This window comes from Pseudomonas sp. DR208, from assembly GCF_019823005.1.
Classification (GTDB): domain Bacteria; phylum Pseudomonadota; class Gammaproteobacteria; order Pseudomonadales; family Pseudomonadaceae; genus Aquipseudomonas; species Aquipseudomonas extremorientalis.
Map to the genome: position 1 here is coordinate 1693151 of NZ_CP081944.1, position 21629 is coordinate 1714779.

The 21629-nt window shown below is 62.9% G+C and carries 16 protein-coding genes and 1 pseudogene; 2 read left to right on the forward strand and 15 right to left on the reverse strand.

What is annotated here, in order from left to right; translation table 11 throughout:
* Position 1: 1 nt before the first annotated feature.
* From pdeM to K5K89_RS07505, 15 genes and pseudogenes are all read right to left on the reverse strand, one after another.
* Positions 2-652: a ligase-associated DNA damage response endonuclease PdeM gene (pdeM, locus tag K5K89_RS07435; protein ID WP_222541112.1), complete on the reverse strand. Its 651-nt coding sequence runs from the start codon at positions 650-652 to the stop codon at positions 2-4.
* Entirely contained in the window at positions 652-3132 is a 2481-nt protein-coding gene (locus K5K89_RS07440) for a ligase-associated DNA damage response DEXH box helicase (protein WP_222541113.1), read from the reverse strand. Before K5K89_RS07440 ends, pdeM begins: the two co-directional genes overlap by 1 nt.
* A 56-nt stretch (positions 3133-3188) precedes the next feature.
* The gene (locus tag K5K89_RS07445; RefSeq protein ID WP_016973168.1) at positions 3189-3953 is read right to left on the reverse strand and encodes an ABC transporter ATP-binding protein; all 765 of its coding nucleotides are present in this window, start codon (positions 3951-3953) and stop codon (positions 3189-3191) included.
* A 13-nt stretch (positions 3954-3966) separates the two neighbouring features.
* Positions 3967-5085 (reverse strand): succinylglutamate desuccinylase/aspartoacylase family protein, encoded by a 1119-nt coding sequence (locus K5K89_RS07450; protein ID WP_222541114.1) that lies wholly within the window; start codon positions 5083-5085, stop codon positions 3967-3969.
* A gap of 9 nt (positions 5086-5094) precedes the next feature.
* Entirely contained in the window at positions 5095-5805 is a 711-nt protein-coding gene (locus K5K89_RS07455) for an ABC transporter permease (protein WP_071488822.1), read from the reverse strand.
* On the reverse strand, positions 5802-6530 hold the full coding sequence (locus K5K89_RS07460) for an ABC transporter permease (RefSeq protein ID WP_071488823.1): 729 nt from the start codon (positions 6528-6530) through the stop codon (positions 5802-5804). Before K5K89_RS07460 ends, K5K89_RS07455 begins: the two co-directional genes overlap by 4 nt.
* A gap of 57 nt (positions 6531-6587) precedes the next feature.
* Positions 6588-7367: a transporter substrate-binding domain-containing protein gene (locus K5K89_RS07465; protein ID WP_222541115.1), complete on the reverse strand. Its 780-nt coding sequence runs from the start codon at positions 7365-7367 to the stop codon at positions 6588-6590.
* Positions 7368-7617: 250 nt separating this feature from the next.
* A complete protein-coding gene (locus K5K89_RS07470) occupies positions 7618-9252 on the reverse strand; it encodes an ATP-dependent DNA ligase (RefSeq protein WP_222541116.1) in 1635 nt (544 codons plus the stop codon).
* The gene (locus tag K5K89_RS07475) at positions 9249-10253 is read right to left on the reverse strand and encodes a ligase-associated DNA damage response exonuclease (protein WP_093512199.1); all 1005 of its coding nucleotides are present in this window, start codon (positions 10251-10253) and stop codon (positions 9249-9251) included. The genes K5K89_RS07470 and K5K89_RS07475 overlap by 4 nt, the downstream gene beginning before the upstream one ends.
* 199 nt (positions 10254-10452) lie before the next feature.
* Positions 10453-12894, reverse strand: a complete 2442-nt coding sequence (locus tag K5K89_RS07480) for a penicillin acylase family protein (RefSeq protein ID WP_222541117.1) — start codon at positions 12892-12894, stop codon at positions 10453-10455.
* Positions 12895-12996: 102 nt separating this feature from the next.
* A pseudogene (locus K5K89_RS07485) lies at positions 12997-13641 on the reverse strand (glutathione binding-like protein).
* Between the two features lie 105 nt (positions 13642-13746).
* Positions 13747-14532 carry an ABC transporter ATP-binding protein gene (locus K5K89_RS07490; protein WP_222541118.1) on the reverse strand — a complete coding sequence of 262 codons (786 nt, stop codon included), beginning with the start codon at positions 14530-14532 and terminating at the stop codon, positions 13747-13749.
* A complete protein-coding gene (locus K5K89_RS07495; RefSeq protein ID WP_222541119.1) occupies positions 14529-15587 on the reverse strand; it encodes a FecCD family ABC transporter permease in 1059 nt (352 codons plus the stop codon). Before K5K89_RS07495 ends, K5K89_RS07490 begins: the two co-directional genes overlap by 4 nt.
* Entirely contained in the window at positions 15584-16696 is a 1113-nt protein-coding gene (locus tag K5K89_RS07500; RefSeq protein ID WP_071488830.1) for an ABC transporter substrate-binding protein, read from the reverse strand. Before K5K89_RS07500 ends, K5K89_RS07495 begins: the two co-directional genes overlap by 4 nt.
* Before the next feature lie 130 nt (positions 16697-16826).
* A complete protein-coding gene (locus K5K89_RS07505; protein WP_222541120.1) occupies positions 16827-19220 on the reverse strand; it encodes a TonB-dependent receptor in 2394 nt (797 codons plus the stop codon).
* A 197-nt stretch (positions 19221-19417) separates the two neighbouring features.
* On the opposite strand from K5K89_RS07505, the gene K5K89_RS07510 reads away from it, so the two are divergent.
* Together K5K89_RS07510 and K5K89_RS07515 are read left to right on the forward strand one after the other, a co-directional pair.
* Complete coding sequence (locus K5K89_RS07510) at positions 19418-20128, forward strand: response regulator (protein ID WP_222541121.1); 711 nt, start codon at positions 19418-19420, stop codon at positions 20126-20128.
* Positions 20125-21510 (forward strand): ATP-binding protein, encoded by a 1386-nt coding sequence (locus K5K89_RS07515; RefSeq protein ID WP_222541122.1) that lies wholly within the window; start codon positions 20125-20127, stop codon positions 21508-21510. Before K5K89_RS07510 ends, K5K89_RS07515 begins: the two co-directional genes overlap by 4 nt.
* Positions 21511-21629: the final 119 nt, after the last annotated feature.

A 21629-nucleotide genomic window follows, 5' to 3' on the forward strand; every position in this document is an offset into this window, starting at 1 on the left:
CCTAGCGCACTGGCCACACCTCCTGATCACCGACCACATAGAGTCGGTGGTCATCGGCCTGTTCCACCGCAAAGCCACCGGTAAACGCACCGAACGCCGGCAACAAGCTGACCCGCGTCCCGATCTGAAAGCAGGGCAACCGTAGGCTTTGCCGGCCCTTGCCGCGCAAGCGGTACACCGGATGCACATGCCCCGCCAGCACGTGGTGGCTGGGGTGGGCGTCAGGTTCGTGCTGCAGGGCAAAGGGGCCCATCAGCAGTGGTTCCGCAACCACTTCAATCCTCAGGTCCAGCGGTGGGTCACCGGCGCGTTTATCGTGATTGCCGCGCACCAGCGTCAGGGCCAGCGCGGGATGGCGCTCGCGCCAGGCCCGCAAGGCGCCCAGGGTGCCGCTGGCGTGAGAGCCGGGACCATGCAGGAAGTCGCCAAGAAAGATCACCTGCGCGCACCCATGCGACGCGAGCAGCCGGTCCAGCCGCTCCAGATTGGCAGTGGTGGTTCCTTGCGGCACCGGCTGCCCCAGGCTGCGGTACGCCGAGGCCTTGCCAAAGTGCGCATCGGCAATCAACAGGCACCCGCGCGCAGGCCAGTAGATCGCTTTGTCTGCCAGCAACCATAATTGCTCACCCTCGAGCGTTATCGAACAGACCATCAGCGCTTCCCGTTATCCGCGACTTTTTCCAGGTCCTTGACCATCCTTGCAATACGCTCCGAGAGTTTTTCCGAACTCATGCTTTCGCGCATCCGCTCGACCAGCAGCGGAAAGGCCAGGGGAGTCGGCCGTTCGATCCGGTGCAGGTCCAGCTTCAACGCCGACAGATGACGCAACGTCACTTCCAGCCGACGAATATCCAACTCATCGCGCAGGACTTCTTCCCCAGCCTGAGCCAGCAACAGGTTCTGCGGGTCGTACTGTTTGAACACCTCGAAGAACAGACCGCTGGACGCCTGCACCTGCCGCGTACTTTTCGGCGCACCGGGGTAGCCGGCGAACACCAGCCCGGCGATGCGTGCGATCTCGCGAAAGCGGCGCAGCGCCAGCTCCCCGGCATTCAGGCTGGCGGCCACGTCTTCCAGCAGGTTCTCAGGACTCAGCAGCGCGTCATTCAACAACACCGGCCAATCCACAGGCGTGGCGCTCAGCAACTCCAGCCCGTAGTCATTCACGGCAATCGAAAACGTCACCGCCTGCCCCTGGCTCACCCGCCACGCCAACAGACTCGCCAGCCCCAGGTGCACCTGGCGCCCGGCGAACGGATAAAGAAACAGGTGCCAGCCTTCCCGCGATTTCAGCGCTTCGGCCAGCAGATGCTCGCGTGTGGGCAGGCCCGACCAACGCAACTGCGTCTGTAACAACGGTTGCACCGCTTGCATTTCCGGCCCCTTGAAATGCCCGTGCGCCGCCGCATCAAAGCGCTCCACCACCGCCTGGGCCAGCTCGTTGGAAAGTGGCATGCGCCCGCCATTCCAGCGCGGCACGGCGGCTTTTTTGGCGGTGCTGCGGCGCACGTAGGCGGTCATGTTTTCCACGCGCACCAGCTCCAGCAGACGCCCGGCGAACAGGAAACCATCCCCGGGCTTGAGCCGCGCAATAAAACCTTCTTCGACACTGCCCAGGTTCTTGCCGCCCCCGCCCTTGCTCCAGTATTTCAAATGGATGCTCGCGTCACTGACGATGGTGCCCACGCTCATGCGGTGACGGCGCGCCAGACGGGCATCGGGGACACGCCAGACGCCCTGTTCGTCCGGCTCCACGCGACGGTAATCCGGATAGGCCGTCAGCGACAGGCCGCCATGGCGCACAAACCCCAAGGCCCATGCCCAGTCTGCGTCCGTGAGGTCACGGTACGCCCAGGCCCCGCGCACTTCCGCCAGCAGCGCATCTGGCGTGAAGCCACCGCCCAGCGCCATGCTCACCAAATGTTGTACGAGTACATCCAACGGTTTGTGCGGCGATTCCCGCGCTTCGATGCGCCGCTGGGCAATCGCATCCTGGGCCGCCGCCGCTTCCACCAGTTCCAGGCTGTGGGTCGGCACCAGCGTCACCCGCGAGGGCCGCCCCGGCGCGTGCCCCGAGCGCCCGGCGCGTTGCATCAGGCGTGCGACGCCTTTGGCCGAGCCGATCTGCAGCACCCGTTCCACCGGCAGGAAGTCCACCCCCAGGTCCAGGCTGGAGGTGCACACCACGGCCTTGAGCTGGCCGTCCTTCAACGCCCGTTCCACCCAGTCGCGGGTTTCCCGAGACAGCGAGCCATGGTGCAAGGCAATCACCCCAGCCCAGTCGGGCCGGGCGTCCAGTAACGCCTGGTACCAGATTTCCGACTGGGCCCGGGTATTGGTAAACACCAGGCAACTGCTGCTGCTTTCGACCTCGGCCACTACCTGGGGCAACATCTTCAAGCCGATATGCCCGGCCCAGGGAAAGCGCTCGGCGACCGGCGGCAGCAAGGTGTCGACCTTTAACTCTTTGGCCGTTTGCCCCTGTACATTGATCCCGTCGCCTTGCGGGACTAACACCTCCAAGGCATGGGATTGGTTACCCAAGGTCGCCGAAATGCCCCACACCATCAGTTCCGGATGCCAGCGCCGCAGCCGCGCCAGTGCCAATTGCAACTGCACGCCGCGCTTGTTGCCGATCAATTCATGCCATTCATCCACGATCACCATGCGCAGGTGCGCCAGGCTCACCTGGCTGTCGGCGCGGGCCAGCATCAGGGTCAGGCTTTCCGGGGTGGTCACCAGCGCGGTCGGCTGGCGACGGGTCTGGCGAGCGCGCTCGCTGCTGCTGGTGTCGCCGGTGCGCAGGCCGATGCTCCAGGGAATCTGCAAGGCTGCAAGCGGTGCTTCGAGGGCGCGGGCGGTGTCGGCCGCCAGGGCACGCATGGGCGTGATCCACAGCACCGTCAGCGGTTCAGCGGGTGGTTTACGTTTACCCACAACAGGCGGGCGAGTGATGGCAAAGCGATTGAGCGCCGCAAACCACAGCGCGTAGGTCTTGCCGGCGCCGGTGCTGGCATGCAGCAACCCCGACTGGCCGCCCTTGACCGCCGCCCACACCTCTTTCTGAAAAGCGAACGGCTTCCAGCCTTTGGCGGCAAACCACTGTTTGGCGAAGTCGATGGGTTTTGCCATGGGGCGGCGGAACTCTGGAAGGTCTATTCCACAGACCTTCCAGAGCGCGCAAAGGTTTACTTCAAATTGCCACTCAGGAACTGCTGCAAACGCTCGCTCTTCGGATTGCCCAGCACGTCCTCCGGCGCGCCTTGCTCTTCCACCAGGCCCTTGTGCAGGAACAGCACCTGGCTCGACACCTTGCGCGCAAAGCTCATCTCGTGGGTCACCATGATCATGGTGCGACCTTCCTCGGCCAGGCCCTGGATCACCTTCAACACTTCGCCCACCAGCTCCGGGTCGAGGGCCGAGGTGGGCTCGTCGAACAGCATCACCTCCGGCTCCATCGCCAGGGCGCGGGCGATGGCGACGCGTTGCTGCTGGCCGCCGGACAGGAACGCCGGGTATTGATCGGCCACGCGTGCCGGCAGGCCGACCTTGTCGAGGTAGCGACGGGCACGGTCTTCGGCGTCCTTCTTGCTGCAACCCAGCACCCGGCGCGGAGCCATGGTGATGTTTTCCAGCACGCTCATGTGGCTCCACAGGTTGAAGTGCTGGAACACCATGGCCAGGCGCGTACGCAGGCGCTGCAATTCGGCGTCATCGGCCACGCGCATGCCGTGGCGGTCGCTGACCATGCGGATCGGCTGGCCGTCGAGGGTCATCGCGCCGTCGTTGGGGGTTTCCAGGAAGTTGATGCAGCGCAAAAAAGTGCTCTTGCCCGAGCCACTGGCGCCGATCAGGCTGATCACGTCACCGGTCCTGGCCTTGAGCGACACACCTTTGAGCACCTCATTGTCGCCATAGCTTTTATGCAGGCCTTCAACGGTCAATTTGTACATGGGGCGTGCATCCTCAAGGCGAAAGTAGGTAGCCGCTGCGGTAGGCCTCTAAGCCTGCGACATGGCCGATGACCATCCCGGCGGTGGCCATGCGGCGCAGCGAACGGGCGTAAAGCAGGCCGGCCTTCTGGCAGTGCACGGGCGTTACGCGGTCGGTAATGGGGTCGATGATTTCGGCGATCAGTTGCCCGGCTTCCAGGTATTCACCGGGCAGGGCGCTGAACACCAGCAGGCCGCCCACCGGCGTCGCCACCGGTTCAACGCCGGCCAGTGGCGTGGCGGGGTAGGGCAGGTCCGGCAGCGGTGCGACATCGCCGGCAATGGCACCGAAGTGAATCAGGTAATCGATGATCGCCTGGCAGTCGAGCGCCGCCAGGCCATGGTTGACGTCGCCTTGGCCGCGCAGCTCGACGGTCACCGAAAAGCTGCCCATGGGGATCGGGAAGCGCTCGCCAAAGCGTTGCTGTAACTGCCACCACACCAGGGTGAAGCACTCGTCGAAGGATTGCCCGCCGGAGTCGGTGGCGAGCAGATTCGCCTCCGAGCCGATATAGCGCGCCAAGGGTTCCACCTGCGGCCAGGCCTCGGGCGTGGTGTACAGGTGCGCCACGGCTTCGAAGTCGCAATGCAGGTCCAGCACCATATCGGCGTCGCAGGCCAGGCGTTGCAGTACCAGGCGCTGGGACTGCAGTTGGGTGTCGGCGCTTTGCTCTGCGAGGGCGGTGGACAGCGCGCTGCGGATCCGTTCGACGTTGTGCCGGGGATCATCCCCGAGTAACTCCTCGACCTGGTCACCCACCGCTTCACCGAGGTCGACAAACCGGCGATTGAAGTTCTGCCCGCTTTCCAGTTCGTAGCGGCCCAGCGGGATGTCCATCAACACCTGTTCCAGGCCGACCGGGTTGGCGATGGGCACCAGCACGATTTCACTGCGCAGGCGACCGGCGGCGGCCAATTTCGCCAACTTCACCTTGAGGTGCCAGGCCACCAGCATGCCCGGCAGTTCATCGGCATGCAGCGATGACTGGATGTAAATCTTGCCCTCGGCCTGCTCCGGGCCGAAGTGAAAACTGTGAATCTGCCGCGCCGTGCCGGGCACCGGCGCGATCAACTCATGAATCTGATGCCGCATGAACGCTCCTTAATGGCTCGGCCCGAGAAAGGCCAGCCAACGGCGCTCCGCCAAACGAAACAGACCGACCAGGGCAAAGGTCACGGTCAGGTAGATCAGCGCAGCGATACCGAATGATTGAAAGGTCATGAAGGTGGCCGAGTTGGCATCCCGCGCCACTTTGAGGATGTCTGGAATCGTTGCGGTGAAGGCCACCGTGGTCGAGTGCAGCATCAAAATCACTTCATTACTGTAGTAGGGCAGCGAGCGACGCAACGCCGACGGCATGATCACGTAGGCATAGAGCTTCCAGCCGCTGAGGCCGTAGGCTTTGGCCGCCTCGACTTCGCCATGGGCCATGCTGCGGATCGCCCCGGCGAAAATCTCCGTGGTGTAGGCGCAGGTGTTGAGGGCGAAGGCCAGGATGGTGCAGTTCATCGCGTCGCGAAAGAACGCATCCAGCAACGGTTGTTCGCGCACGGCGGCGAGGCTGTAGATGCCGGTGTAGCAGATCAGCAACTGGATATAGAGCGGCGTGCCCCGGAACAGGTAGGTATAGAACTGCACCGGCCAGCGAATCAGGCGCTTGCGCGACACGCGGGCAATGGACAGCGGGATTGACACCAGGAAGCCGATGACCAGGGCGGCGCTGAGCAACCACATCGTCATGGCCAGGCCGGTGATGTGCTGGCCGTCGCTATAAAGGAAAGGGCGCCAGTATTCCTGCAAGAGTTCGATCATCGCACGGCCTCCCGGGCGCCAGCGGAGTAGCGACGTTCAAGGCGGCGCAAGACGAAGTTGGACGCGCTGGTGATCAACAGGTAGATCAACGCGGCGAGGACCAGGAAGTAGAACAGTTGGTAGGTGCTCTTGCCGGCATCCTGGGCGGCCTTGACCAGGTCGGCCAGGCCGATGATCGACACCAGGGCCGTGGCCTTGAGCATCACCATCCAGTTATTGCCGATACCCGGCAGGGCAAAGCGCATCATTTGCGGGAAGGTCACGTAGCGAAACCGCTGCCCGCGCTTGAGCCCATAGGCGGTAGCGGCTTCCAGCTGGCCACGGGGCACCGCGAGGATCGCGCCGCGAAAAGTCTCGGTGAAATACGCCCCGTAGATAAAGCCCAGGGTGATCACCCCGGCGCTGAACGGGTCGATCTCGATGTATTCCCATTCCATGAAGTCGGTCAGGCCGGTAAGCCAGGTTTGCAGGCTGTAGAAAATCAGCAGCATCAGCACCAGGTCGGGCACGCCGCGAATCAGGGTGGTGTAGAGCTGGGCGGGGATGCGCAGGAAGGGCAGGCTGGAAAGTTTGGCGCTGGCGCCGAGCAGGCCCAGCACCACGCTGACGGCCAGGGACAGCACCGACAACTTGATGGTCATCCAGGTGCCTTGCAGCAACAGCGGGCCGAAACCCTTCAGGCTGAGCGCGCTCAACCCGAGGGTTTGCAACAGTTCTTCGAACATAAATCAGGACCTATGGCGATAAAAAAGCGCCCCTCCCAGGGAAGGGCGCTCCAGGCATTATTTGCCGCTGTACAGGTTCAGATCGCCAAAGTGTTTCTTCTGGATGGTGGCGTAGGTGCCATCATCGTGTAACGCTTTGATACCTTTATCCAAAAGCGCCTTCAGTTCAGTGTTACCTTTTTTGATACCGATGGCGGTTTTCGACGGCAGCAAAGGGTCGTCGATGGCCGCGCTGACTTCGTAACCGGCACCGGCCGGCGACTTCAGGAAGCCCAGTTCGGCTTGCAGCATGTCCTGCACGGAGGCGTCGAGACGGCCGGAGGTCAGGTCGGCGTACACCTGGTCCTGGTTGGCGTAGGCCTTGGTGGTCACACCGGCTTTATCCAGCACGGCCTTGGCGTAGGCTTCCTGGATGGTGCCCTGCTCGTAGCCTACGGACTTGCCCTTGAGAGACTCAGGTGTCGAGTAGCCCGCGCCTTTCTTGAACACCAGCGAGGTCGGGCCAGAGAACAGTTCGCTGGAGAAGTCGATGGCCTTTTCACGCACCGGGGTCACGGTCATGGACGAAATCACGCCGTCGAACTTGTTGGCTTTCAGGCCTGGAATCATGCCGTCGAAATCGCTTTCGACCCACTTGCACTTCACTTTCAGCTCGGCGCAGATCGCATTGCCCAGGTCGATATCGAAGCCCACCAGGCTGCCGTCCGCTGCCTTGGATTCGAATGGCGCGTAGGACGGATCGACACCAAAACGCAGTTCCTTGTATTCCTTGGCCAAGGCGGAACCTGCGGCCATGCACATAGCCAGTGCAGAAAGGGTCAGCAATGCTTTTTTCATTATGTAATCCCTGGAAACCAAGATAAGCGCTTGTGGCGCGTTTAGGACTGTTACTGAACGGTGTCAGACGGATCACAAGTAGCAATTTCTGCACCATAGTTCCGAATGAGCGTTTTAAAAGGTGGGACAAGGGAGATCTGAGTGTAGGAGATGCCCGAAAATGGGCGCAGAAAAATGAGCGCACCATTTCGAGTCATAAAGAAATTCAGATGTTGGAGGGGGCTTGCCCCCTCCCACCTGTTGATCGGTGTCAGGTCAGCAGGTCTTGCAGGGTGGCAAGGTTGTCGGCCTCATCCACCGCCTTATCCTGCCGCCAGCGCAACATCCGCGGAAACCGCACCGCAATCCCGCTCTTGTGCCGCTTGGACAAGGCAATGCCCTCGAACCCCAGCTCAAACACCATACTGGGCGTGACACTGCTCACCGGGCCGAATTTCTCTACGGTGGTTTTGCGCACAATCGCGTCGACCTTGCGCATTTCTTCATCGGTCAGCCCGGAGTAGGCCTTGGCAAAGGGCACCAGCGTGCGTTCGCTGCCGGGCGGGCCGTCCCACACCGCGAAGGTGTAGTCGCTGTAGAGGCTGGCGCGCCGGCCGTGGCCGCGCTGGGCGTAGATCAACACCGCGTCGACGCTGAACGGGTCGACCTTCCACTTCCACCACACGCCCATGTCCTTGGTGCGGCCGACGCCGTACAGGCCATCGCGGGCCTTGAGCATCATGCCTTCCACGCCCAGGCTGCGCGAAGCTTCGCGTTGTTCGGCCAGCGCTTGCCAGGTGGTTGCGGTCAGCAACGGTGAGGCGAGCAATACCGGTTGGTTGCACTGGGTGACCACCTGCTCAAGCTGAGCGCGGCGTTCGGCCTGGGTATGGTTGCGCCAGTCGTCGCCCTGATGTTCCAGCAGGTCATAGGCCAGGACCGCCACCGGCGCATCCTCCAGCACTTTCTTGCTCAAAGTCTTGCGGCCGATCCGTTGTTGCAGCAGGGCGAAGGGTTGCACTGCGTCCTTCCACACCACGATCTCGCCGTCGATCACAGTGCCGTCCGGTAACCCACTCACCAGGCTGTGAAGTTCGGGAAAACGTTCGGTGACCAGCTCTTCGCCACGGGACCAGACCCACAGGCGCCCGTCGCGCTTGACCAATTGTGCGCGGATGCCATCCCATTTCCATTCCACCTGCCAGTCGGTGGGGGCACCGAGCAGCGCGTCGAACTGCTCCACCGGTTGCGCCAAGCCATGAGCCAGGAAAAACGGATAAGGCTGGCCGCCCCGTTGTGCATGCTCGTCGGACGATTCGGCAGCGATCAGCTTGAGGTAGCCCTCAGCGGTCGGACGATTGGACAGGTCGGTGTAGCCCACCAACCGCTGCGCCACACGCTTGCTGTCGAGATCGGCCATGGCGGCGAGGGCACGGGTAACCAGCAACTTGGACACGCCGACGCGAAAGCTGCCGGTGATCAATTTGATGCACACCATCAAGCTGGGTTGATCCAGTTGCGCCCACAACGCCGGCAGGCGCTCAGCCAATTCCAGGGGAGGCAAGCCGCGCAATGGCAGGAGTTTTTCCTCCAGCCATACGGCCAGGCCGTCCTCCGAGGTGTAGGTAGATTCCGGCAGCAGCAGGGAAATGGTCTCCGCCAGGTCACCCACTGACTGGTAGCTTTCCTCGAACAGCCACGGCTCGATGCCGGACGCTTCTGTGGCCATGTCCCGCAGCAGGCGCGTCGGCACCAGTTGCCGTGGCCGTCCGCCGGACAGGAAATACACGGCCCAGGCGGCATCTTCTGGCGCGGCATCCCGGAAGTAGGCTTGCAACGCAGCCAGCTTGGCGTTGCTGGAAGTGGTGGCGTCGAGATTCGCGTATAGCTCGGCAAAGGCCTTCATGCACCGGCCTCTTCTTCGTCATCGCCGTATTCGGTGGTGAAGCCCTGGGCATCCAGGCCTTTTTCCCGCAGATGGCGCACCAACACGCCGACAGAACCGTGGGTGACCATCACCCGCTCGGCGCCGGTCTGCTCGATGGCCCACAACAGGCCGGGCCAATCGGCGTGGTCCGAGAGCACAAAGCCCCGGTCGACTCCACGCCGCCGTCGGGTGCCGCGCAGGCGCATCCAGCCACTGGCGAAGGCGTCGCTGTAGTCGCCGAAGCGCTTGATCCAACTGCTGCCGCCGGCGGAGGGCGGGGCGATGATCAAGGCTTGGCGCAGCAATGGGTCGGTCTTGTTGAAGTCGCCGGCGTAGAGGGTTTCAGGGATATGGATGCCGGCCTCGCGGTACACCCGGTTCAACGGTTCGACCGCGCCGTGGCTGAGGATGGGCCCGATGCTGGCGTCAATGCCATGCAGGATACGCTGGGCCTTGCCGAATGAATAACAGAACAACACGCTGGCTTTGCCGGCGGCGATGTTGGCCTGCCACCAGTCGTTGATCCCGGCGAAGATCTGCGCCTGGGGCTGCCAGCGGTAGATCGGCAGGCCGAAGGTGGATTCAGTGATAAAGGTGTGGCAGCGCACCGGCTCGAACGGCGCGCAAGTGCCGTCGGGCTCGACCTTGTAGTCGCCGGACGCGACCCAGACTTCGCCCTGGTATTCCAGGCGCACCTGAGCCGAGCCGAGCACATGCCCGGCCGGGTGGAAACTCAAGGTGACGCCGTGGTGCACCAGTGGCTCACCGTAGGCCAGGGTTTGCAGGTTGATGTCCTGGCCCAGCCTGGAGCGCAGGATGCCTTCGCCGGGGGCCGCCGCCAGATAGTGCTGGTTGCCGGTGCGGGCGTGGTCGCCATGGGCGTGGGTGATGACCGAGCGTTCCACCGGGCGCCAGGGGTCGATATAGAAATCTCCGGCGGGGCAGTAGAGGCCTTCGGGGCGGGCGATGACAAGGTCCATGGGGTGACCGGGGGAGGTGGGCTTGTTACTTATGAGGCGGGTGTGGGCTGGGAAGTTCTATCTGAATGCATGCAGTCCAAATGTGAGAGGGGGCTTGCCCCCGATAGCGGTGTATCAGCTAGCCAAGGTGCAACTGACCCACCGCAATCGGGGGCAAGCCCCCTCTCACATTAGATCCAGGTTTTTCAGGAAAGCCGGGTTACTTGCCGGGTGTCAGGGTCAACCTGGCCTTCCCGTACACCTTCTCGAAGTTCTGCGGCTGCATCGGGAAGCTCAGGTATTGCGCCTTGAGCGACGGGTCGATGCCATTGGCATAGTTCGGGCTGGCCGGGTTGCCGGACTGGCCGATGCCACCCTGGCCCATCATCGGTTCCACCTGGCCGAAATCGACGATCAGGCGCAGCGCGGTCACCTGGGTGGTGGCGAAGTCCTGTCCCCAGTTGTAGGGCGCCGGGTTCAAGGTGTTGTGGTCGCCACCGGAGGCCAGTGGGCCACGAATCACCTGGCCATTGGCGTTTTTCCAGGTGGTGGTGTGCAGTTTGCCCCACTGCCAGGCCTTGTGGTCGGCGCCCAGCTGACTGTCGCCGGCGCTGATCGCGGCGGCCAGGCTGCGGGCGAGAATCGCCGGTTTGTCTTCTTTCTGCGGCGTACGCACGTCATCCCAGAACGGGCTGTCTTCGCGGCCCAGCAAATGATCGGCCTGGGCGGCATAGGACAGGCTGGCGTTGCTGACAAAGGCTTTCCAGCTGGCGCTGTTTTCCGGACCCAGCTCGTCGAGGAAGATCTGTTTGGTGCTTTCCTGCAGGAACAGTTCATAGAGCGCAGCGTCTGCGGAGGTCGACACCAGGCGACCGTCGAAGGCCATCAGGCGACCCAGCGCTTCACGCGCCTTGGCCTGTTCCGCCGCCGGCAGTGCGTCAATCGCCTGTTTCAGCGGCTGGGCCATGCCCGGCGCCTGGAACATGCTCTTGAGTTTGGCGGCGAAGGTGGTGGTCTGATCGTACTGCATGGCGATCAGGCTGCGGCTGTCATGCTTGCCGGCATTGGCCAGTTGCGCCAGGCGCTCGCTGCGCTCCGGGGCATCCCAGGAATTGGACAGTTGCATGCCATAGCCACGCGGCGCGGTGCGCTGGTTGGCGGTGCCGATCCAGCCTTGGGCCGGGTCCTGGTCATAGGGATGCAGCATGGCGTCGGCGTAGCCATCCCAGTCAAACCGCGTGTCCCAGCCCGGCGACGGCAGCAAACCTTCGCCTTCGCGGCGGTTGGGGAAACGGCCGGTGACTTGCCAGCCAATGCTGCCGGCGTCGGCGAAGATCATGTTCAACGCGATGGCACGGATTTCCCGGGTCGCGTCCGAGGCTTTGCCGATGGTTTGCGCGCGGGACAGGTCGAAGAACGCATCCAGGCTCTTGTCGTCCTTGAAGTCGGCGGTTTGCAGGGCCAGGCCCAGACCGCTTGTCAGCGCCTGGCTGCTGTTGAGCAGGGCGCCGTGACGGGTTTCGTACACCACTTCGCGGATCGAGCGCTGGCCTTTGACGAAGAAGGTTTCGTTACGCACGCCCGCCGGCAGCCATTTGCCGTTGTTCTCGTAATACAGCGCGCTGCCCTGGCGTCTGACTTTTTCAAGGAACAGGTCTTGGGTGTCGCCCTTGACCGTGCTCATGCTCCACGCGACTTTGCCGTTGAAGCCGGACAGCAGCGTCGGCAGGCCGGCAATCGAAGCGCCGGCGGCCTGGTATTTCGGTGCGCGGATCTGCACGTAGCTCCACGGCGACGGTGCCTGCGGCTGGGCGGCGAGGTCGCCCGCCAGCAGGCTTTTACCGCTGCGGCTGCGCTGTGGGCCGATCGCCCAGTTGCTTGAGGTGGTGACCGCCAGGGCGTTGAGGCTGCCCAGTTGCTGGCTGACCGCGTCCAGCCCGGCCAGGCCGGTGATCTGGCCCAGGTTCACGCCCTTGAGTTTTTCGGCCTCGGCCAGCGGGATCGCTTCATCCGGCGCGCTTGGGGTGAGCCAGGCGAGTTTGTCGACGCCGACTTTCTGCGCCAGCACCAGCGACGAAATCTCTTCCTGCAGGTTGGCCGACTCGCTGAAATTCAGCAGGCAGAACAGCAGCGCCGAATCTTCCGGCTTCCAGTACTCGGGCTTGTAGCCGGTCCGGGCCAGGTCCGGCGGCAGCTTGTCGCGGTAGCGGAACAGGTAGGCGTTGACGCCACGCGCATACACTTCAAAGAAGCGCTTGAGACGCGGGCTGGAGGCGTTGTACAGCTCGCCGGCGCTTTTTTTCAGGTTGACCGCGCGCATGAAGCGGTCGACATCCAGCACTTCAGGCCCGGACATTTCCGCCAGGCGGCCCTGGGCCAGCAGGCGCAGGGTGACCATCTGGGTGATGCGATCACTGGCATGCACGTAACCGAGGCTGAACAGCGCGTCATGGAAGGTGTTGCTTTCGATCAGCGGCATGCCCTGGGCATTGCGGCGTACCGATACATTCTGCGCGAGGCCTTTGATCGGCTGTACGCCGGCAACCGGCGGCAGGGTGTCCTGGGTGCTCTGGAGCTGGCAACCGGCCAGGCTTAACGCACTGGCCACTGCCGCGGCAACGCCGAACCGGGGAAGAAAATGTGAGAGGGCTGGCGAGGCCATGGCAAAGCTCCTGCGGGGGGTAGCGTCAGTAAAGGCGCTACGTTAGTGAGCGCGGCGAAACGACGCAAGCGGGAGCCATGCCTTATTTTCAGGAATTGCGTATCAAGACTTGGGCGGGTTGACTTTCTGCACCAGCTCATACGCCCGGACCGTCGCCGGCCGTTCCTTGATGCTGTTGAACCAGCGATGCAGGTGTGGGAAATCTTCCAGGCGCTGGCTTTGCCATTTGTGGGAAACAATCCAGGGGTAGATCGCCATGTCGGCAATGCTGTAGTCCTCGCCGGCCACGAACGCACGGTCCGCCAGGCGCCGGTCGAGCACCCCGTAGAGGCGTGCGGTTTCATCCACGTAGCGTTTGATCGCGTAGGGGATTTTCTACGGGGCGAACTGGCTGAAGTGATGATTCTGCCCCGCCATCGGGCCCAAGCCGCCCATTTGCCAGAACAGCCATTGCAGTACTTCCTGGCGACCGCGCAGGTCTTTTGGAATGAACTGGCCGGTTTTTTCCGCGAGGTACAACAGGATCGCGCCGGACTCAAACAGGGAAATCGGTGCACCGCCGTCGGTCGGGGTCTGGTCGACGATGGCCGGGATGCGGTTGTTGGGAGCGATCTTCAGGAAGTCAGGCTTGAACTGTTCACCCTGGCCGATGTTGATCGGGTGCACCTTGTAGGGCAGGCCGGCTTCTTCCAGGAACAACGATATTTTGTGGCCGTTGGGGGTGGTCCAGTAATACAGGTCGATCATGAAGCTCTCCAAAAGTGGTGATGCTTGAACGGATGCCTGTAGGTATAGGTAATGTTGGGCGTGCGAAAATTCAATGAAACATTTGCGCATACCCTTAGAAGCAAATCAAAAAGCGCCATCCACCAACACCTGCAGCGACTGCTCTGAACAGCGCTCGATGCGCGCCCGCACGCGATACACCTCGGCAAACAACAGCGGATTGAGCACCTCGTTTGCTGCGCCACTGGCGTACAAGCGACCCTGGCGCAGCACGGCAATATGGTCGGCAAAACGTGCGGCAAGGTTGATGTCGTGCAACACCACCACGGCGATCAGGTTGTGTTCGCGCACCAGCCCACGCACGCACTCCATGACTTTCAATTGGTAATTGAGGTCGAGGGCGCTGGTGGGTTCGTCCAGCAGCATCACTTGGGGGCGCCGTGCAATCAGTTGTGCGAGGCTGACCAGTTGGCGTTGACCGCCCGACAGCGTGTTTAACCACTGATCGGCCAAGTGCGTGATGCCAATGCGCTGCAATGCCTCGAAGGCTTCGCGCAGGCAAGCGTCGTTGGACAATGGAAGGCCGTCCACAGGGGTGACGCGCAACGCGGCAATCACGCTCTCCATTACGCTGAGGCTCAGGCCCGGTGGCAGGTTCTGCGGCATGTAGGTCACACGCCTGGCGCGCTCGGCCACGGACATGGCTGACAGGTCGAGGTCATCCAGTCGTACGACGCCGTGCATCTTTTCCAGCCCGGCCACGGCGCGCAGCAAGGTGGACTTGCCGGCGCCGTTGGGGCCGATCAGGGCGGTCAGGCTGCCGTGGGGCAAGGTCGGCAGGCTCAGGTCATGCACGATCTGCCAGCGGCCATAACTTACATTGGCGTTGTGCACGCTTAACCCTTCGCTCATAACTGCCTCCCGCGCTTGAACACCAGCATCACGAAAATCGGCACGCCCACCAACGCCGTGACGATGCCCACCGGCACGCTCATACCGGGCATGATCAGCTTGCTGGCAATCGACGACAGCGCCAGCAACAGCGCGCCGGTCAGGGCGCTGGCCGGCAGCAGGAAGCGCTGGTCTTCACCGACCAGGATCCGCGCGATATGCGGACCCACCAGGCCGATAAAGCCGATGGTGCCGACGAACGCCACGGCGGTAGCCGACAACAGGCTGATGCGCATCAACGAGAAAAACCGCAGACGCTTGACGTCCACGCCGAAGCTTTGCGCGCGGTCTTCGCCCATGCGCAGCAAGGTCAGGTGCGGTGCGGCGGCGAAGGAAAACGGCAACACCACCGCGACCACCAGGGCCAGGATACCGAGCTTGTCCCAGTTGGCCCGGGTCACGCTGCCCAGGGTCCAGAACACCAGTTGTTGCAGCACATCCTCGGTGGCCACCAGTTGCAACAAAGCCACCACCGCGTTGCAACTGAATACCAGGGCGATGCCGAACAGCACCAGGCTCTCTACGCCGGCGCCCCGCAGGCGCGACATGGCTTGCAGCAAAAACACCGAGGCGGCGGCGAAGATGAACGCCGAAATGGAAATCGCCGTATTGGCCGACACCCACAAGGTCGTCACCGGGAACACAATCACCAGGGATGCCCCCAGCGCCGCCGCCGACGACACGCCCAAGGTAAACGGGCTGGCCAGCGGGTTGTTCAAGATCGCCTGCATCTCCGCCCCGGCCAGCGACAACGCACAGCCCACCAGCACCGCCATCAACGCGTAGGGCAGGCGCACGTTCCAGATGATCACCTGGTCGGTGGCGCTGAGGTGGGACGGGTGCGCAATCCCGTCAAGCAAGGCCAGCAGGCCCATGCCGGACGGGCCGCTGGCCAGGTCCACCAGCAGGGCGCACACCAGCGCCATGCCCAGTAGCGCCAATAGCCAGGCACGCCGCGCCAGCAGGCGGCGATAGCCGTGGGTGGCTGAGGCGAGGTCGAGGGTTTGCGTGGTCATTTAGAGGTGTCGATCCAATAGGCACCCTGCAACGGCATCCCCAGGAATTGCTGGTTGATCTGTTCCATGGTCGCCTGCGGGTCCAGCTTGGCGAACAAGTGCGGATGCACCCACTTGGCCAGCGACTCAATCGCCAGCAGGTTGTACGGCGAGTTGTAGAAGTCATGCCACAGACCGTGGGCATTGCCTGCGCGGATGGCACGCAGGTTGGCGAACTCGGGGCGCGCCAATACGCGGTCAAAGGCTTCACGCGCCTCGTCATGGCTCACGCCGGCACCCAGGATCAGCCCCGGCTTGTGGTTACCGGTGGCGACATAAATATCCGGGTCCGCTTTCAAGGCGTATTCCACGCTGATATCCCCCAGTGCCCCCGGCACCACATCGGCGGCGATGTTGCGCCCGCCCACCAGCTTGATCACTTCCCCCATGCCACTCTTGCCCGTGGTGTGCCCCGGCGCTTGCCAGGCGCCGGCCAGCAGTTCGAGGAACACGCTCGGACGCGGGCCGGCCGGCAAGGTGGCGACCGCGTCGGTGATGACCTTGAGGTGCTGGTCATAGAAGTCCAGGAAGGCCTTGGCCTGGGCTTCGCGCCCCAGCGCCTGGCCCAGCGCGTTCATGCTGGTGTGGGTGCCTTGCACCGGGTTGATGCGAAAGTCGACGAACAGCACCGGGATGCCCGCCTTGGCCAGCACATCGGCGACCGGGCTGTGTTCGGTCGGGCCGTGGCCGGAAATGCTGAACACCGCCAGGTCGGGTTTGAGCGAGAGGATTTCCTCGGCGCTGACGCTTTGTTCCGACGCCTGGCCGATCAGCGGGATGTCTTTCACGCTGGGAAATTTCGCCACGTAGGCGTTATAGGTGTGCTGGTCCAGCAGCTTCAAATCGTTCTGCCAACCGACGATGCGCTGGAACGGCGCATCGCGGTCCAACAGGGCAAACGCCGAAATCAAGCGGCCTTCACCGAGGACCACGCGCTTGACGTTGTCCGCCACGTCGACCTTGCGCCCCAGCACATCGGTGACTTCATGGGCGGCAGCGGTTTCGGCATGGCCGAGGACCAGCGCGGCGAACAGCACGCACAGCTTGAGGACATTACGGGGTTTCAACATGGCAGGAACTCCAGGTGAAGGCGGCGCATCAGGCATTGCTACAGCGCCGCAAGGGGTTGTGAGGCAAGGCGGCCAGGCAGGTGTCGACTTCGCAGGCGTTGAGCAGTGCCGGGATCTCGACCAGCACGGTTCAGAACTCATAGTCGACGCTGGCAGTGAGGGTGCGCCCGGCGCCCGGAATGCCGTAGAGCTGGAAGCCATCGAGGGACGCGCCGACCTGGCTGTAATAGAACGTGTTGAACACGTTGTTGAGGTTGAGGTTGACCGTGGTGTCCTTGTTCACCTTGTATTGCGCGGCCAGGTTGCTCAGCCAGTAGCCGGGGGCTTTTTCGTGGTCTCGGGTGTAGATCGCGTAGACCCCGGACGGGCCGTTGGCGTAGCTGCTGTTGTTGTTCAACCCGCCGACGTATTTGTTGTCGGTGTAGCGGCGCCGGCCCACGTATTGCTCGCCGTAGCTGAGGCTCAGGGCGTCGGTGACGGCGTAGGTGGTCCACAGGTTGGCGGTCAGGTCCGGGACGTTCTTGGCTTCGGCGCCTTTGTTGATGCCTTTGGTCTGGGTGCTCTTGAGGGCCGAGAAACCGCTGTAGGCGGTCCAGCGCGGGGTGATATTGCCTTGCAAGCCCAACTCGATGCCGTCGACGCGCTTGGCGGGCAGGGCGCGTACCGGGGCGGATTCGCCGTCCTGGTATTCCCAGGCGTTGTCCAGTTCGGTGCGGAAGATCGCCGCCGTGACGTTGAGCATGTCATGGGCGATGTCCCACTTGGTGCCCAGTTCATAGGTCTTGGATTTGGCCGGGCTGTAATTGCTGGTGCTGGCCGCGCCGTAGATCTGGTTGTTGGTGGACGCGCCCAGCGCCGAGGGCTGCGCCGCCTCGCTGTAGGACACATAGATGCTGCCGTTGGGCAACGGCTTGAACACGGCGCCAACCCGACCGCTGACGGCACCGTCGGTACTGCTGATCGTCGCCTGGCCGCGCTGGCGGGTTTCGGCGCGCCAGTTGTCGTAGCGCAACGAACCGAGTACTTGCCACTGCTCGTTGAGGGTGAGGGTGTCGCCCAGGTAGAGACCGGCGTTGTCGATCACCGAGCGCGGGTCGCCTTCGCCTTTGGTCACGTAGGTGCTGGCGAAGCTGTGGCTGGGGTCGTGCATATCAAACAGCATGTTGCCTGCCGGCACTTCGGCGTTGCGTTTCAGGCCGCCGTAGGTCTCGTGATAGAACTCCAGGCCGCTGACCACCGCGTGCTGCAGGCTGCCGGTGGTGAGGTTGAAATTGAAGTCGGTCTGGTTGTCCAGGATGGTGTAGCGCTTGGACAAACCAAAGTCGCTGCCGCGCAGGATGCCGTAGGCGGTGTTGCTGTTGTTTACGTAGTCGGTGTAGGCATTCACCGTGCTGCCCGGCACTTGGCTGATCGGGCCTACGCCGGTGTAGCCCAAAGTCGCACAGCGGGTGCCGGTGCAGGTCTTCTGGCCGCTGGCGTTGGCGGCGAAGAAGCGCGCCGGCGAGAGCACGGCGAAGTTGTCGCTGCGTTCCCAGCGCGTCTGGTTGCGCAGGTTGGCGTCGTTCCAGGCGAAGTCATGCTCAAAGCGCGCCGTGAGCGAGGTGGTTTTGTTCTCTTGGGTGTAGAGGCGGGAGTCGCCGTACCAGTTGGAGCGTTTCACGCCCGGCATGCGGTCGCCGTTGGTGCCGCGCTGGATCGGCACACCGCCGTCCGGGGTGTTGGTGTCTTTCTGGTAGAAGGTGTCGATGAACAACCGCGTGTCGGTGCCCAGGCCGAAGCCGAACGAGGTGGCAATGCCCCAGCGGTCGTAGTCCACATCGTCGCGTTCGGCCACCTGGTTGTAGTGCTTCATCAGGTTGATGCGCACGGCGGTGGTGTCGTTCAGCTGTTTATTCAGGTCGGCAGTGAGGCGGCGGTAGCTGTCGGTGCCGATCCCGGCCGAGACTTTGTTGGCATCGCCCAGATGCGCTTCCTTGCTGACCAGGTTGACGCTGCCGCCCACGGCCGAGACCCCGGACTCGATGGAACCGGTGCCCTTGAACACTTCGGCCTGCTGCAGGTTGAAGGTGTCGGTGCGCGTGGACATGCCGGCATCGCGCACGCCGTCGACGGTCAGGCTCTGCTCGGAAGAAAAACCGCGGATCGAAAACAGATCGCCCCAGCCCAGGTTGCCCTCGCCGGACATAAAGGTAATGCCCGGGACATTGCGCAACACTTCCTGCAAGGTCTGCGCGTTCTGCTCCTTGAGCACCTGTTGCGGCACGATGGTCACGCTTTGCGGTGTGTCCAGCAGCGGCTGGCTGATTTTGGCCGAGGTGACGCGGTCCACCTTGAAGGTGGAAGTGGCTTCGCCGTCGACCTTGATTTCCGGCAGGCTCAACACCGAATCGCTGGACGTGGCGGTTGGGGCGCCAGCCAGGGCGACCGGTGCGACGCTTCCGGCAGCCAGCAAACCGAACATCGGTGCCAGGGTGGTGTGCCGCGTGTGGTGGTGAGGCGTGGGCAATGATAGGGGCAATGACATGGTAGCGTCCGAGTCTAAATTACAATTACTCTCATTTAGGTTCGGTAGTCTAAAGAGCGATTCCTCCTGCCATACCCCAGGTTTGTATCGCTGATGCGTGATTAGGGTTTCCTACAACATTCCATTACATTTGCCTGCGCTGCCGGCTGAATTTTCGGCTATTTGCTGCGTTTCATCGTTTTTCGGATTGACTGCCCATGGCCAAGCAAGACCACCTGCTGATCGTTGACGACGACCCGCAAATCCGCCAACTGCTCTGCGACTACCTGAGCGACGCCGGCTTCCAGGTGTTCACCGCCGCCGACGGCAAGGAAATGCGCCGCCGCCTGGCGCTGAATGTGATCGACCTGATCGTGCTCGACCTGATGCTGCCCGGCGAAGACGGCCTGAGCCTTTGCCGCGAACTGCGGGTGAACTCCAACACGCCGGTGGTGATGCTCACCGCCAAGGGCTCGTTGATCGATCGTATCGTCGGCCTGGAAATCGGCGCCGACGATTACTTGCCCAAACCCTTCGACCCACGTGAGTTGCTGGTGCGGATAAAAGTGGTGCTGCGCCGGGTACAGAGCTTTCCCGACCGCGCCCGCCTGGATGAAGCGCCGAGCATTCGTTTCGCCGGCTGGCAACTCGACACGCGGGCGCGGCAATTGCTGTCGCCGCAGGGCGTGGTGGTCAGCCTGGGCAACTCGGATTACCGCGTGTTGCGCCTGCTGTTGCAGCACCCCAACCGCCCGTTGAACCGCGACTTTCTGCTCAACCATGTGTTCGACAAGGACAGCACGCCGTTCGACCGCTCCATCGATGTGTGCGTCAGCCGCCTGCGCTCGCAATTGCCGGCAGGGTTGATCAAGACCGTGCGCAACGAGGGCTACATGCTCACCGCCGATGACGTGGTGTTGGAGTCGTGAGACTGCTGCCGCGTTCGCTGTTCGGCCGGCTGGTGCTGATCCTCGTCAGCGGCATGCTCGCCGCGCAGGCCCTGACCAGCAGCATCTGGTACGACCGACGCCATGGGCAGGTGCTGGAAATCCCGGCGCGGTTGATCGCCACGCGCCTGGCGGACGTGGTGCGCCTGGTGCACAGCGATCCGCAGCAAGCGGATGTGCTGATCAAGCTGCTCGACACGCCAAACTTCCGCCTGAGCCTCAGCGACCAGGCCAGCAACACCCCGAGCACCCTGCATGACAGTGACCGGCCCACCGAGCGATTGATCAAGAAGGTGCTCTCGGAAAAAACCGGTTACGCCCAGACCCTGATCCTGTTGCGCCTGTCGCTGGTCGATGGCGACGGGCAGACCGCCGGCCTGTCGACCTTGCTCGGTTCCCAACCGGTGGTGGGACAATTTTTGATCGACCTGCGCCTGCCCGACGGGCGCTGGTTGCAGGTGGATGCCAGTGAAGAGCAGGGCTGGACCAGTACCTCGCCGCTGGACCTGCTGTTCGATTACGTGATGCGCATCTACCTGTTGCGGGTGCTGGTGTTGGTGGTGATCGCGCTGGTCGCGGTACGCCTGGCGATTCGCCCGCTCAACACCCTGGCCAAGGCCGCCGAGGCATTGGGCCGGGATATCCAGCGCCCGCCGCTGTCGGTGGACGGTCCCACTGAGGTCCGCCGCGCCGCCCAGGCATTTAATGCGATGCAACAGCGGCTGATCGCCAACATCGCCGAACGCACGCGTTTCCTTGCGGCGATTTCCCACGATTTGCGTTCACCGATCACACGACTGCGCCTGCGCACCGAGATGCTTGAGGACAATCGCACCAAGGAGCGTTTTCGCAGCGATCTGGAAGAAATGGAGCACATGGTGTCCAGCACGCTGGATTTTGTCAGCAGCGGCGAAATCAACGAGACGCGGCAGAACATCGATATCAACGCCTTGCTGCAAAGCCTGCAGGCGGACTTGCAAGACGTTGGCGAGCAGGTGGTGATCGAAGGCCGGGCGAAGCAGCCATTGCCGGGGTATGCCCGCAGCCTTAAACGTTGTGTGCAGAACCTGCTGGAGAACGCTGTGCGTTATGGCCGTGATGTGGTGGTGCGGGTCGAGGACCAGGCAGACAGCTTGAAGATCGTCATCAGTGACCGTGGCCCCGGGATTCCCCAGGAACAGTTGGAGCGGGTAATGGAGCCGTTCTATCGCGTGGAAGGTTCACGCAATGCCGAGACCGGCGGGTATGGCCTGGGATTGAGCATTGCCCACAGCATCGCCAAGGCGCATGGCGGGCGTTTGGAGTTGCGCAACCGGGACGGCGGAGGGCTTGAGGTGGAACTGGTGTTTCAACGCAAATCCTGAATGTGGAACGCAACTGAATGTGGGAGGGGGCTTGCCCCCGATTGCTGGCTGTCAGGCACTGAATAGGAGACTGGTATACCGCTATCGGGGGCAAGCCCCCTCCCACATTTAAATCTTCA

Bases quoted from the DNA above. Each gene is read 5' to 3' on its own strand.
- K5K89_RS07505 (WP_222541120.1), bottom strand. From the start codon at position 19,220: ATGTCATTGCCCCTATCATTGCCCACGCCTCACCACCACACGCGGCAC.
- K5K89_RS07510 (WP_222541121.1), top strand. From the start codon at position 19,418: ATGGCCAAGCAAGACCACCTGCTGATCGTTGACGACGACCCGCAAATC.
- K5K89_RS07465 (WP_222541115.1), bottom strand. From the start codon at position 7,367: ATGAAAAAAGCATTGCTGACCCTTTCTGCACTGGCTATGTGCATGGCC.
- K5K89_RS07475 (WP_093512199.1), bottom strand. From the start codon at position 10,253: ATGGACCTTGTCATCGCCCGCCCCGAAGGCCTCTACTGCCCCGCCGGA.
- K5K89_RS07455 (WP_071488822.1), bottom strand. From the start codon at position 5,805: ATGATCGAACTCTTGCAGGAATACTGGCGCCCTTTCCTTTATAGCGAC.
- K5K89_RS07440 (WP_222541113.1), bottom strand. From the start codon at position 3,132: ATGGCAAAACCCATCGACTTCGCCAAACAGTGGTTTGCCGCCAAAGGC.
- K5K89_RS07500 (WP_071488830.1), bottom strand. From the start codon at position 16,696: ATGTTGAAACCCCGTAATGTCCTCAAGCTGTGCGTGCTGTTCGCCGCG.
- K5K89_RS07470 (WP_222541116.1), bottom strand. From the start codon at position 9,252: ATGAAGGCCTTTGCCGAGCTATACGCGAATCTCGACGCCACCACTTCC.
- pdeM (WP_222541112.1), bottom strand. From the start codon at position 652: ATGGTCTGTTCGATAACGCTCGAGGGTGAGCAATTATGGTTGCTGGCA.
- K5K89_RS07495 (WP_222541119.1), bottom strand. From the start codon at position 15,587: ATGACCACGCAAACCCTCGACCTCGCCTCAGCCACCCACGGCTATCGC.
- K5K89_RS07450 (WP_222541114.1), bottom strand. From the start codon at position 5,085: ATGCGGCATCAGATTCATGAGTTGATCGCGCCGGTGCCCGGCACGGCG.
- K5K89_RS07460 (WP_071488823.1), bottom strand. From the start codon at position 6,530: ATGTTCGAAGAACTGTTGCAAACCCTCGGGTTGAGCGCGCTCAGCCTG.
- K5K89_RS07445 (WP_016973168.1), bottom strand. From the start codon at position 3,953: ATGTACAAATTGACCGTTGAAGGCCTGCATAAAAGCTATGGCGACAAT.
- K5K89_RS07490 (WP_222541118.1), bottom strand. From the start codon at position 14,532: ATGAGCGAAGGGTTAAGCGTGCACAACGCCAATGTAAGTTATGGCCGC.
- K5K89_RS07480 (WP_222541117.1), bottom strand. From the start codon at position 12,894: ATGGCCTCGCCAGCCCTCTCACATTTTCTTCCCCGGTTCGGCGTTGCC.